Consider the following 13,016-nt stretch of genomic DNA (forward strand, 5'->3'; position numbering starts at 1 on the left):
GATGATCCTTTACGGCACCAACCCCATCGCCTGGAGCAATGACGACGACCGCACGCTGGGCGCCCATATCAGCCTCGAACAGTGCCTGGATGAGACATCGAAAATCGGTTTCGACGGCATCGAAAAGGGTCACAAGTTCCCGCAGGAACCGGACGCACTCAAAGCGGTGCTGGAGCCGCGTAATCTGTGCTTCGTATCCGGCTGGCATTCGCTGAACCTGTTGACCAACTCCATCGAAGACGAGAAGGCCGCCATGCAGCCCGCGCTCGATCTTCTGAAAGCCATGGGCTCCAAGGTCATCATCGTCTGCGAGACCTCCAACGCTATTCACGGCGATGATGGAAAGCCGGTCAACGACCGCCCCAAACTTGCCGATGCCGATTGGAAAAAGTTTGGTGAAGGCGTGGAAGCCCTGGCGGCATTCGCTGCGGAGCAGGGCATAGCACTCGTCTACCACCATCACATGGGCACGATTATCGAAAGCGAAGAAGAAATCGACCGGTTGATGGAGAACACCGGCCCGCATACCAAACTGCTGCTGGACACTGGCCACACACTGTTTGGCGGCGGGGATCCCGCACGTCTCGCTAGCAAGCACATGGCCCGCGTCGGACATATTCATGCGAAAAACGTTCGACCCGATATTGCAGCCCAGGTGCGCAACGAAAAGCTTTCGTTCCTCGAAGGCGTGCGTCGCGGTGTCTTCACCGTTCCCGGCGATACGGACGGCGGCGTCGACTTTCCATCCGTCCTGAAAATCGCTGCCGAACATGGCTATAGCGGTTGGCTGGTGATCGAGGCCGAACAGGACCCGGATGTGCGCAATCCCTTCGAATATCAAAGCCTCGGTCTGAAATCCCTGCGGGACTTCGCCAAGCAAGCCGGGCTTGATAAAGCCTGATCAAAGGAGACGACCATGGCCAATCTGCTGCGCAAGCCGACCGGAACAACCGGCAAGGTCCACGACATCACGCCGGAAAGTGCTGACTGGGGCTATGTCGGCTTCGGTCTCTACCGACTGAAGCCGGGCGAGACCGCTGCCGAGCAAACCGGCGACGCGGAAGTCATTCTGGTGCTCGTTGAAGGCAAAGCGGAGGTGTCGTCCGAGGACAAGAATTTCGGCGAACTTGGCGACCGCATGAATGTTTTCGAGCGCAAGCCACCGCATTGCGTCTATATTCCCGCCGGTTCGTCATGGTCAGCAACGGCCACAACCGATTGCACCATCGGTGTCTGCACCGCGCCCGCCCAGCCGGGCAGGCAAGCGCAGGTCATCGGCCCCACCGGTATTTCACTCAGCGAACGCGGCAAGGGTGCCAACACCCGCTACATTTTCCCCATCGCCATGGAAGACCGCGATGTGGCCGACAGCCTGCTGGTTACGGAAGTCTTCACCCCCTCCGGCCACTGGTCGTCCTACCCGCCACACCGGCATGACGAGGATAACTTCCCCGACATGACCTATCTGGAAGAAACCTACTACCACCGCCTCAACCCCGCCCAGGGCTTCGGTTTTCAGCGGGTGTTTACCGAGGATGGCTCGCTGGATGAAACCATGGCGGTTTCGGATGGTGATGTAGTGCTGGTGCCGAAGGGTCACCACCCCTGCGGTGCGCCTTATGGGTATGAGATGTATTATCTCAATGTTATGGCGGGGCCGATGCGGAAGTGGCGGTTTCAGAACCATCCGGATCATAATTGGATTTTTCAGCGGGATAACGGATGACGTAGCGGGCGGGGCTGACCCCCCTCTGCCTTGCCAGGCATCTCCCCCTCAAGGGGGGAGACCTAATCGTAGCGAGACCTTTCGGCCTTCTCAACGTTCGTGAATGAAGTGGCGGAAGTGCGCCTCGCCGATCTCCCCACCTGAGGGGGAGATGCCCGGCAGGGCAGAGGGGGGTAAGCCACACCCGATACGCCTAAATTCAGACCGCAATCACCCCTGCGGCTGCTTCGTCTTCCTCAAATACGGCAGCACCGTATCGAACGACCCAAACCGAGCAATCGCATCCTCATTAGAAACCGCAGCCGTGATGATCACGTCTTCGCCCTGTTTCCAGTTGGCCGGCGTCGCCACCTGATGCTTCGCGGTCAGTTGGATCGAGTCAATCGTGCGCAGGATTTCATCGAAGTTGCGGCCTGTGGTCATCGGGTAGGTGAGGATCAGCTTGATCTTCTTGTCGGGGCCGATGACATAGACGGAGCGGACGGTGGCATTATCGGCAGGTGTGCGTCCCTCAGAGCTTTCGCCTGCGTCATCCGGCAGCATGTCGTACAGCTTGGCGACCTTGAGGTCCTTGTCACCGATCAAGGGATAGCCGACCTCGAAGCCGGTGGCGGTCTGGATGTCCTGTTTCCATTTGGAATGGCTTTCCACCGGATCGACAGAAATGCCGATGACCTTGACATTGCGCTTCCTAAACTCGCCATCCAGACCCGCCATCGCGCCAAGTTCGGTGGTGCAGACCGGCGTGAAGTTCTTCGGATGGGAAAACAGCACCGCCCAGCTATCACCGATCCATTCGTGAAAGCTGATCGACCCTTGGGTTGTATCTGCGGTAAAATCCGGGGCGGTCTGGTTGATACGCAACGTCATGGCATGCTCCAAGCATAAGGTTAGAATTTGATTTTCTCTCGTCACGCGCCCAAAGTCGCCGAATAATCATCCAGAATATGCCAATAGACGAGGAGAAAAATTCTTCTTTTGGCATTTGGTGGCAATGGCTTTGCGACGCCGGTTTTTGGCTTGGACATATGAGATCTCGCAGCCCCTCCGCACCAGCGCTAAAGCGCCGCCTGTGACATCTCTGCCGCAGCCAGAGGTTTAGTGAATCATCGCGCGAAAAACGGGCTTGGCTTTTGAACCGAGTTGCTTATGATATGATCATCAACGTGAACGAGGGAGGTATTCAATGGCATATTTTTCCAACTCCCCGGTGGCATCGCCCATTCACGGTTGACGCTCTCTTTTTCTTTCGAACAAGAGATTGACGCGTAAAGACCGGTAGGCCGGTCCTTTTCTGATTTCCCCCAAATTCTTTCGCGCATCAATCCGGCGCGGATTCCGTTTTTCCTTCTTTTATGGGACCGGCCACTCGCCGGATGCACTTCATGTCTTTTGGTTTGAAAATGCGCCGTAGTCAGGCGTTTCGCAGCGTTTTTCGCTTTTGTTGGACCCATTGGCGTCAGCAACCCGGTCGCGTCGGCTTCATGCTGTTCGCGGTTCTGTTTTCCACGCTTGCCGATGTGCTGACGCCCATGTTCGCAGGGCGGCTGGTGGATGCCGTCGTATCCGGCACGGCGAGCGATCCTGTTGCGTGGAGCAACGCGCTCACCGCATTCTGCTGGCTGATGGGTCTTGCCGTGCTGGCCGTCATTCTGCGCCACGCCACCTTCATGACCATCATCAGCTTCACGCTGTGGTCGATGACGGATATTGCGGCGGATTCGTTTCATCGCATCCAGCGTTTCTCCTCGGATTGGCATGCCAACAGCTTTGCCGGATCGACGGTGCGCAAGGTCACGCGTGGCATGTGGGCGCTCGATCTGCTGAATGACGTGGTATTCGTCGCACTGTTTCCGTCCGTCGTCATGCTCATCGGCTCGACCGTGTTGATGACATGGTACTGGCCAATGATGGGCCTGCTCGTCGGGCTGGGCTCCTTGCTGTTCGTCGTGATTACGGTGTGCATGGCGCTTGGCTATGTTGCGCCTATGGCGAGCCTTGCCAATGCCTGGGATACCAAGCTGGGCGGCTCGCTGGCCGATGCGGTGACCTGTAATGCCGTGGTGAAAGCTTTTGGTGCCGAGGAGCGGGAAGACCGTCGCCTGACACTCGTGATGGGCAAATGGCAGGACAGAACCCGGCGCACATGGACACGCGGCACGATCAACGGCACCCTTCAGGCAGGTTTGCTCAGCATCATGCGGGCAGGCGTGGTTGGGCTTGCGCTGTTGCTCTGGTCCAGCGGCAAAGCCAATGCTGGCGATATCACTTTCGTTCTAACTGCCTTCTTCATTCTGCAAGGTTATTTGCGTGAAATCGGTATGCATATCCGTAACTTGCAGAAGTCGGTCAACGATATGGAAGAGCTTGTCGCTATCCATTCCCAGCCACTTGGCATCGAAGATGTGCCTGGCGCAAAAACGCTTGTCATCGATGAGGGCAGAATAGAGTTCGACCGGGTCAGCTTCCATTACGGCAGGCATCTGGCGCCGCTTTACAAGGACTTCTCAGTCATCATCAAGCCGGGTGAGCGGGTGGGACTTGTCGGTCATTCCGGCTCTGGCAAGACCACCTTCATCAAGCTGATCCAGCGTCTGCATGATGTCAGCCACGGCACAATCCGCATCGATGGGCAGGACATTTCGCAGGTGTCGCAGGCGTCCTTGCGCCAACAGATTGCCATCGTGCAGCAGGAGCCGATCCTGTTTCACCGATCGCTTGCGGAAAACATCGCCTATGCGAGGCCGAACGCCACGCAGAGCGAAATCGAGAATGCGGCGAAACTTGCCAGCGCGCACGGCTTCATCACAGCTTTGCCGAAGGGTTACGGCACGCTGGTGGGCGAACGGGGCGTGAAGCTTTCGGGCGGTGAGCGTCAACGTATCGCAATCGCGCGGGCATTTTTGGCGGATGCCCCCGTCCTCATTCTCGATGAGGCGACATCCAGTCTGGATTCGGAATCGGAGATGCTGATCCAGAACGCGATGGAGAGGTTGATGCTGGGACGGACAACGCTTGTCGTGGCGCACCGTCTCTCGACCGTCCGATCTCTGGATCGGCTGCTGGTCTTCGATCACGGCAAAATCGCGGAAGAGGGCACCCATCTCAGCCTCATCCAGAAGAAGGGCGGCATCTATCGCGGTCTCTTCGAGCGGCAGGCTCTGGAACTGACCAAGGGGCTTGTGGTGGATGTTGCCGAATAAGGTGGAAAGTCCACGGCATCTCTTGATGCCGTGGACCTGATGTTTAGCGCCAGCCGAGTTCCGGCGCGACGTGTTTCAGGATCGATTCCAGCGCGTGGACATTGTAGTCGACGCCCAACTGGTTCGGGATCGTCAACAGCAGCGTATCTGCTTCGGCGATCGCCTCGTCCTTTGCCAGTTCCTTGATCAGCACGTCCGGCTCTGCCGCGTAGGAGCGACCGAAGATGGCGCGCGTGTTGGCATCCAGATAACCGATGCTGTCGCTCTCTTTGCTACCGCCGCCGAAATAGGCGCGGTCGCGATCATCAACCAGCGCAAAAATGCTACGGCTGACAGAAACGCGCGGCTCGCGGCTGTGACCGGCTTCCTTCCATGCCTGGCGGAACGCCCGGATCTGCGCAGCCTGCTGCACATGGAAAGGCTCGCCTGTTTCGTCGTCCTTCAGGGTCGAGCTTTGCAGGTTCATGCCCAGCTTGCCCGCCCAGATGGCTGTGGCGTTGGAGCCAGCGCCCCACCAGATGCGGTCGCGCAGACCTTCCGAATGCGGCTCCAGACGGAGAAGGCCGGGAGGGTTGGGGAACATGGGATGCGGGTTCGGTTCGGCAAACCCTTCACCTTTGAGCACTTCCAGAAAGACTTCGGTGCTGTTGCGCCCCATATCGGCATCGCTAGCACCTTCTTTCGGCTGATAACCAAAATAGCGCCAGCCATCGATCACCTGTTCGGGCGAACCGCGGCTAAGGCCCAGTTGCAGGCGACCATTGGAAATGAGGTCGGCAGCACCGGCATCTTCCGCCATGTAGAGCGGGTTTTCGTAGCGCATATCGATAACGCCAGTGCCGATCTCGATCTTTTTCGTTCTGGCACCAACGGCGGCCAGCAGCGGAAAGGGTGAGGCCAGTTGCCGGGCAAAGTGGTGGACGCGGAAGTAAGCACCATCGACACCGATTTCTTCAGCGGCAACGGACAGCTCGATGGATTGCTGAAGCACGTCCTTGGCGGTGCGCGCCTGCGAATGGGCACCGGGGCTCCAGTGACCGAAAGACAGAAAACCAATCTTCTTCATGATACTCACCTGAATTGCGTATGTTTCGTTGCCGAACATATAGTGCGCAATTCATGGAATGTACGGCCAAGATTGTGAACAGTCTGTTCAGGCCTTGGCGCGAACGATGCCCGAGGTGGAGTAAATGCCGCTTTCCCCTTCCGTCACCTGCGCGTTGACGATGGCGCTGGCAAGTTGGCGGAAACTGACCATGCCCAAAACCTCGCCGGAGGGGTTGGCGACGGCTGCATCGTCCTGACCGCTGATCGACAGCAGACGCATGGCTTCCTCCACACTGGTTCCCGCCAGCACTTGCGGGCCACTAAGCGGCAGGCCCGGCCTGACCGGTGACATGACGGCTTCCACATTGATGACGCGGCCGCGGTTCACTTCCTTGACGAAGTTGGCGATGTAATCATCCGCTGGGCGCAGCACGATGTCCTGACTGGTGCCCTGCTGGATGACTTCGCCATCGCGCAGAATGGCAATCTGGTCTCCCAGACGCAGTGCCTCATCCAGATCATGGGTGATGAAGACGATGGTTTTCCTGATTTCCTTCTGGATATCCAGAAGCACGGTCTGCATGTCGGTGCGGATCAGCGGATCGAGCGCAGAATAGGCCTCGTCCATCAACAGAACCGGCGCATCGTTGGAGAGTGCGCGCGCCAGCCCAACACGCTGCTGCATGCCGCCGGACAGCTGGTTGGGGAAACGCGTTTCAAAGCCTTTCAGCCCGACACGCTCAAGCCAGCGCATGGCGATGTCTACGCTTTGTGCCCGCGCCATGCCCTGAACCTCAAGGCCATAGACCGTGTTATCAAGAACATTCCGATGCGGCAGCAGCGCGAATTTCTGGAACACCATAGCGGTCTGGTGGCGGCGAAAGGCGCGCAGTTCCGTGGCATTCATCTTCACCACATCCACGCCATCGACCAGCACTTCGCCCGCCGTGGGGTCTATCAGCCGGTTGATGTGGCGGATGAGCGTGGACTTGCCGGAGCCAGAAAGGCCCATGATGACCTGAATGCAGCCGGATGGAATGTCGATATTGATATCCCGCAGGCCCAGAACATGGCCGTATCGTTCATTCAGCTCCGTCTTCGTCAGCCCGTTTCTCACCGCTTCCACATGGGCTTGAGGATTGCTGCCGAAAATCTTGTAAAGATTGCTGATCTTAATGCCGCCGAAAGCGTCAGCCATGGGCCATCTCCTGATGTTTCTGGAGCCTTTTGCCATAGGCCTGGCTGATACGGTCGAAGATGATGGCAATGCCCACGATGGCGAGGCCATTGAAGATGCCGAGCGTGAAATACTGGTTGGCGATGGCTTTCAGAACCGGCTGGCCAAGCCCCTGCACGCCGATCATCGAGGCAACGACGACCATGGCGAGCGCCATCATGATGGTCTGGTTGATGCCGGCCATGATGGTGGGAAGCGCAAGGGGCAATTGCACCTTGAACAGCTTCTGCCAGCCGGACGAGCCAAAGGAATCGGCTGCCTCCAGCACGTCCCGGTCCACCAACCGTATGCCGAGATTGGTCAGGCGTATCATCGGCGGAATGGCGTAAATGACGACCGCGATCAGCCCCGGGACCCTGCCAATGCCCAGCAGCATCACGACCGGAATGAGATACACGAAACTCGGCATGGTCTGCATGACATCGAGGATGGGGTTTATGACCCGCTGCACACGGTTGGAATGCGACATGGCGATTCCGATGGGAATGCCGATGATGATGGATAGCACCGTGCAGACGAAGATCATCGAGATCGTCCGCATCGTATCCGTCCACATGTCAAAATAGCCGATGGCGAGCAGGGTCAAAAGACAGCTGAGAACGATTTTGAGATTGCGGCTGGCAAACCAGGCAATGGCCATGATGATCAGGATGATGATCGGCCAGGGCGTTTGCGTCATGAAGCGTTCTGCTGCAATCAGAAACTGTTGCAGGGGCGAAAAGAAGCCCTCTATAGTACCGCCCCAGGCACGCGTGAATTCACGAAAGCCGTCATCGATCATCTTTTTCAGATTTCGAAGCGTCTCATCGTTCATGTGCGGAAACGTGTAAAACCAATCCATACAATTCCCCTATGATCGCGGCGACATGCGACTGGTGTTGCCAATCGCATGTCTATTTGCGTGGCTGCCGGACTGTGAGTCATGCAGCAGGGAAGGTCGTCAGAGCGAAGCCTTGATCTTTTCCGCAGCGTCGGCAGACACCCACTTGGTCCAGATGTCGGGGTTCTCTTTCAGGAAGTGCTTGGCGCTGTCTTCGCCCGTTGCCTGATTGTCCGTCATCCAGGCCATCAGCTTGTTGACGGTTGCGTTGCTCCAGGACCGCTTGTTGAGATAGTCCATGACGGCGGGACCGGCCTTTTCCGAGAAGGGCTTGGCGACCAGTGTGACGACCTTATCGACCGGCCATGCGTTCGGCTTCGGGTCCGGGCAATCGGCAACCGTGTTGCAACGCTTCCACTCGGCAGGATCAGCGGCAACGCCGGGCTCCAGCTTCACCATTTCATATTTGCCCAGAAGCGCGGTGGGTGACCAGTAGTAGCCGACCCATGGCTGCTTGCGCTCATAAGCCTTGGCGATGGAGCCATCGAGACCAGCAGAAGAACCGCTATCGATGAGGTTGAAGCCAGCCTTTTCAGCGCCGAATGCCTTGTAAAGCTGAGCCGTGACGACGGTGCCGCCCCAACCCTGCGGGCCGTTGACAATGGCGCCCTTGTCAGGATTTTCGGCATCCGGGAAAAGCTTGGGGTTTTTCAAGAGGTCGCCGATGGTCTTGATATCAGGATGGGCGTCGGCAACGTATTTCGGTATCCACCAGCCCTGAATGCCGCCATCCGGCAGAGCCGTTGCGGCAACGACGAGTTTGCCCTCATCCACGCCACGCTTGACCACATCTGGCAGCGTATCTGCCCATGCTTCCGGCGCGATATCCGGCTGGCCTTTTTCCACCATGGAAGTGATGGTCGGAACCGTGTCGCCAATGGTGATATCGGCGCTGCAACCATAGCCCTCGTTGAGAATGATCTTATCAATGGCAGAGAGCACTTCGGCGCTCTGCCAGTTCATGCTGGCGATGGTGGGGCTACCGCATTCTGCGGCATTCGACGCAGATGCGCCACCCAGCAGACCGAACACCAGACAGGTCGATGCAAGCAGTTTCTTCATATCTGTTCCCTTTATTGGCGGCGCTTATAAGAGGCAAACCTGCCGCGGGGCATGCCACTGTTCTTGTCTTTTGCAAGGTTGAAGGGATGATGGCGCGAAGCTGGCCCATAACCTACGCAAAATGCGACGGCCATCCGCCAAACCACGACAGGTCACGGTATTTTAATCTTTGCGTAACTTTCCTGCCTTCGCGCCCGAATTCTTGGCAATTCAGAGCAAATCAGGCGCAGGAATGCGCCCGGCGCGGCCATTCTTTGCTGATGAATGTCAAAAAAAGCTGGATAGTTGGTTTTCTCGCGGCAATAGTACCAATCTGTCCATCAACGGACGGGATGGTATTGAAATATGCCGTTTTCAAATCAATTCGTTTAGGGGGAAATACCTTGGCTCGAATAACGCTCCGTCAGTTGCTCGATCACGCGGCAGAACACGGCTATGGCGTACCTGCCTTCAACATTAATAACATGGAACAGGCGCTGGCCATCATGGATGCGGCGGATGCCACCAATTCGCCTGTCATCATGCAGGCATCTCGCGGCGCGCGCGCCTATGCCAACGACATCATGCTCAAGCACATGATGGATGCGGTCGTGGAAATCTATCCGCATATCCCGGTCTGCGTGCATCTGGACCACGGCAATGAGGCCGCCAGCTGTATGACCGCCATTCAGGCCGGTTTCACCTCCGTCATGATGGATGGTTCTTTGAAGGCCGATGGCAAGACGCCGGGTGACTGGGATTACAATGTCGGCGTCACCCGCCAGGTAACCGACATGGCCCATTACGGCGGCATTTCCGTTGAGGGTGAACTGGGTGTTCTCGGCTCCCTGGAAACCGGCATGGGCGAGGCGGAAGACGGCCACGGTGCCGAAGGTGTTCTCTCGCATGACCAACTGCTGACCGACCCGGACGAGGCGGTAAAATTTGTGCGCGAAACAAAGGTGGATGCGCTTGCCGTTGCCATGGGCACCAGCCACGGTGCGTACAAGTTCACCCGCAGGCCTGACGGTTCTGTGCTGGCGATGAATGTCATCGAAGCCATTCATAATAAGCTGCCGAACACGCACCTCGTCATGCATGGATCATCAACAGTGCCGCAGGACTTGCAGGATATCATCAACACCTATGGCGGCGCCATCAAGCCGACCTGGGGCGTGCCGATCGAGGAAATCCAGCGCGGCATCAAGAACGGCGTGCGCAAGATCAACATCGATACGGATTGCCGCATGGCCATCACTGGGCAGATCCGCAAGGTTCTGGCGGAAGACCCGGCTGAGTTCGATCTGCGCAAGTATCTAAAGCCTGCGCGTGACGCCATGACGAAGCTCTGCAAGGAGCGTTTTGAATTGTTCTGGACGGCAGGGCAAGCATCGAAGATCACGCCTATCCCGCTGCGGGAAATGGCGAAGCGTTATGCGTCCGGTTCGCTGGACCCGGTGATTTCGTAAGCGGTTAGAGGGAGACTGAAACCTCTCGGTCGTCATGCTCGGGCTTGTCCCGAGCATCTGACACGGTAAGTCTTGCTCGACGGTAGTTGGCCCTTGATGCAGAATATAAAAACAAAAAAAGCCGGAGGCGATGAATTCGCCTCCGGCTTTTTCCGTTCAGGGCACAGGTTTCCGTCGAAGCCTGCTTGAACGTTGGTAGACCCCCGGGACAAGCCCGAGGGTGACGGAAGTGGATGGTGTGTGCGCCCGAGCGTTAAGTGTGGTCCGCCGCATAACCGGGGGCAGTGAGCCACCCCCGATCTCCTTTCAATCCCGCAGAATTACTTCTGCCAGCTCTTGACCAGTTCGTCATAATTGACGGTCATCGGCTTTTCTTTTTCATCCGCGATCTTCAACTGTGGTGCAAGGTTGCCCTTGGAAACGGCGTCCTTGTTCCAATATGCAAGATCGTGCTCTTCAGCCAGCTTCGGTCCGATTTCTCCCTGAACGCCTGCACGTTCCAGACGCTGCATGACCTTTTCCTGTTCGGCGCACAGCGAGTCCATCGCACCCTGCGCTGTCTTGGCACCTGAGGACGCATCACCCACGGCCTGCCACCAGAGCTGTGCCAGCTTTGGATAATCAGGAACGTTGGTGCCGGTTGGAGACCACTGAACGCGGGCAGGTGAACGATAGAACTCGATCAGGCCGCCGAGGTCCTTGGCGCGCTTTGTGAAGCTTTCGTGGTTGATCGAGGACTCGCGAATAAGCGTCAGGCCGACATGGCTCTTCTTCACGTCCACGGTCTTCGAGGTCACGAACTGCGCGTAGAGCCATGCTGCTTTGGCGCGGTCGTCAGGTGTGGATTTCATCAAAGTCCAGGAACCCACGTCCTGATAGCCGAGCTTCATGCCGTCTTTCCAGTAAACCCCATGCGGGGAGGGGGCCATGCGCCACTTTGGCGTGCCATCCTCGTTGACCACAGGCAGTCCCTTCTTGACCGCATCAGCCGTAAAGGCCGTATACCAGAAAATCTGCTGCGCCACTTCGCCCTGCGCCGGAACGGGGCCGGATTCGGAGAAGTTCATGCCCTGTGCTGCTGGAGGCGCGTAGGCCTTCAACCAGTCGAGGTATTTCTGGATGGCGTAGACCGAAGCAGGGCCGTTGGTGTCACCGCCACGGGCAACGCAAGAACCAACCGGCTGGGACTTCTCGTTGACCTTGATGCCCCATTCATCGACCGGCAGGCCGTTTGGCAGGCCCTTGTCGCCGTTGCCAGCCATGGACAGCCACGCATCGGTAAAGCGCCATCCGAGCGACGGGTCTTTCTTGCCATAGTCCATATGGCCGTAGACCTTCTTGCCGTTGATTTCGCGACCGGTGAAGAAAGCGGCGATGTCTTCATAGGCAGACCAGTTAACGGGAACACCCAGCTCGTAGCCGTATTTGGCTTTGAAGTCGGCCTTGTTTTTGGCGTCGTTGAACCAGTCATACCGGAACCAATAGAGGTTGGCGAACTGCTGGTCGGGCAACTGGTAGAGCTTGCCGTCAGGTGCCGTAGTAAACTTGGTGCCGATGAAGTCCTTCAGGTCGAGACCGGGGTTGGTGACATCCTTGCCTTCGTTGGCCATCCAGTCCGTCAGATTGCGGGCCTGTTGGTAACGCCAGTGGGTGCCGATGAGATCGCTGTCGTTGATATAGGCGTCATAGATGTTTTCGCCGGATTGCATCTGTGTTTGCAGCTTTTCCACCACGTCGCCTTCGCCGATCAGGTCGTGCGTCAGCTTGATGCCGGTGATTTCGGTGAAGGCTTTCGCCAGCACCTTGGATTCGTATTCATGCGTCGTCAGCGTTTCCGAGACGACCTTGATGTCCATGCCGGCGAAAGGTTTTGCAGCATCGATGAACCACTGCATTTCCTTTTCCTGATCGGCACGGCTCAGGCTTGAAAGGTCACCAATTTCCTTGTCCAGAAAGGTTTTGGCTTCATTCATACCGGCATTTGCTACGCCGGTTATGGCCAGCAACGCCGCTGCCGTCGTTGTTAAAAGATGCACTCGCATAATCATCCTCCCAGTGTTTACGATTGCTTGCAGATGTATCCGGGCGGTCCTCCCTCCCGGTATTTCAGTCGGCTGTCTAAACGAAGCGAAACACGCCAATCGCATAGACAACCGAAAGAGCCAGTGCCCACCAAAGGCCGGGGCCAACAAAGCCGAGCCATGCCAGGTGGATGAATGCGGAGCCGAGCAGCGACACGAACAGCCGGTCGCCGCGTGTCGTCTCGAAGCGCAAGATGCCGACGCGCGGATTGCCGCCAGGCGAGATATATTCCCAAACCGCCATGCCAATCAGCAGCAGCAATATGGTCAGAAAAAACAGCGCCGTCGGCAGCGTCCATGCCATCCAGGAAAAATTCATGCGGCTTCTCCTT

Annotated in this window: 11 protein-coding genes; 4 read left to right on the plus strand and 7 right to left on the minus strand. The window is 57.4% G+C overall.

Going from position 1 to position 13,016, the window contains the following annotated elements; genetic code table 11:
- The first annotated feature begins 1 nt into the window (after position 1).
- Together iolE and iolB are read left to right on the plus strand one after the other, a co-directional pair.
- Positions 2–901, plus strand: coding sequence for a myo-inosose-2 dehydratase (gene iolE, locus AC27VJ_RS16475; protein ID WP_488684921.1), 900 nt, complete (start codon positions 2–4; stop codon positions 899–901).
- Positions 902–916: 15 nt separating this feature from the next.
- Positions 917–1,726: a 5-deoxy-glucuronate isomerase gene (iolB, locus tag AC27VJ_RS16480; RefSeq protein ID WP_488684922.1), complete on the plus strand. Its 810-nt coding sequence runs from the start codon at positions 917–919 to the stop codon at positions 1,724–1,726.
- Positions 1,727–1,936: 210 nt separating this feature from the next.
- On the opposite strand, the gene AC27VJ_RS16485 is transcribed toward iolB, so the two are convergent.
- Positions 1,937–2,596 (minus strand): peroxiredoxin, encoded by a 660-nt coding sequence (locus AC27VJ_RS16485; RefSeq protein ID WP_488684923.1) that lies wholly within the window; start codon positions 2,594–2,596, stop codon positions 1,937–1,939.
- Between the two features lie 515 nt (positions 2,597–3,111).
- Between AC27VJ_RS16485 and AC27VJ_RS16490 the strand changes: the two genes are divergently transcribed.
- Positions 3,112–4,929: an ABC transporter ATP-binding protein gene (locus tag AC27VJ_RS16490; protein ID WP_488684925.1), complete on the plus strand. Its 1,818-nt coding sequence runs from the start codon at positions 3,112–3,114 to the stop codon at positions 4,927–4,929.
- Positions 4,930–4,972: 43 nt separating this feature from the next.
- Here the strand turns inward: AC27VJ_RS16490 and AC27VJ_RS16495 are convergent, their stop codons facing one another.
- The 4 genes from AC27VJ_RS16495 to AC27VJ_RS16510 form a co-directional block, all read right to left on the minus strand.
- Positions 4,973–5,995 carry an LLM class flavin-dependent oxidoreductase gene (locus AC27VJ_RS16495; protein ID WP_488684927.1) on the minus strand — a complete coding sequence of 341 codons (1,023 nt, stop codon included), beginning with the start codon at positions 5,993–5,995 and terminating at the stop codon, positions 4,973–4,975.
- Between the two features lie 87 nt (positions 5,996–6,082).
- On the minus strand, positions 6,083–7,174 hold the full coding sequence (locus AC27VJ_RS16500; RefSeq protein ID WP_488684928.1) for a quaternary amine ABC transporter ATP-binding protein: 1,092 nt from the start codon (positions 7,172–7,174) through the stop codon (positions 6,083–6,085).
- Positions 7,167–8,054 carry an ABC transporter permease gene (locus AC27VJ_RS16505; RefSeq protein ID WP_488684929.1) on the minus strand — a complete coding sequence of 296 codons (888 nt, stop codon included), beginning with the start codon at positions 8,052–8,054 and terminating at the stop codon, positions 7,167–7,169. The genes AC27VJ_RS16500 and AC27VJ_RS16505 overlap by 8 nt, the downstream gene beginning before the upstream one ends.
- Positions 8,055–8,153: 99 nt before the next feature.
- Positions 8,154–9,155, minus strand: a complete 1,002-nt coding sequence (locus tag AC27VJ_RS16510; protein WP_488684930.1) for an ABC transporter substrate-binding protein — start codon at positions 9,153–9,155, stop codon at positions 8,154–8,156.
- A 383-nt stretch (positions 9,156–9,538) separates the two neighbouring features.
- Here AC27VJ_RS16510 and fba point away from each other — a divergent pair, with 383 nt between their 5' ends.
- A complete protein-coding gene (gene fba / locus AC27VJ_RS16515; protein ID WP_488684931.1) occupies positions 9,539–10,603 on the plus strand; it encodes a class II fructose-bisphosphate aldolase in 1,065 nt (354 codons plus the stop codon).
- A gap of 320 nt (positions 10,604–10,923) precedes the next feature.
- On the opposite strand, the gene AC27VJ_RS16520 is transcribed toward fba, so the two are convergent.
- On the minus strand, positions 10,924–12,645 hold the full coding sequence (locus AC27VJ_RS16520) for an ABC transporter substrate-binding protein (protein ID WP_488684932.1): 1,722 nt from the start codon (positions 12,643–12,645) through the stop codon (positions 10,924–10,926).
- 76 nt (positions 12,646–12,721) lie between these two features.
- A complete protein-coding gene (locus tag AC27VJ_RS16525; protein ID WP_062451179.1) occupies positions 12,722–13,003 on the minus strand; it encodes a DUF2160 domain-containing protein in 282 nt (93 codons plus the stop codon).
- Positions 13,004–13,016 lie beyond the last annotated feature (13 nt).

This window comes from Agrobacterium sp. 20P9.1.2, assembly GCF_057799395.1.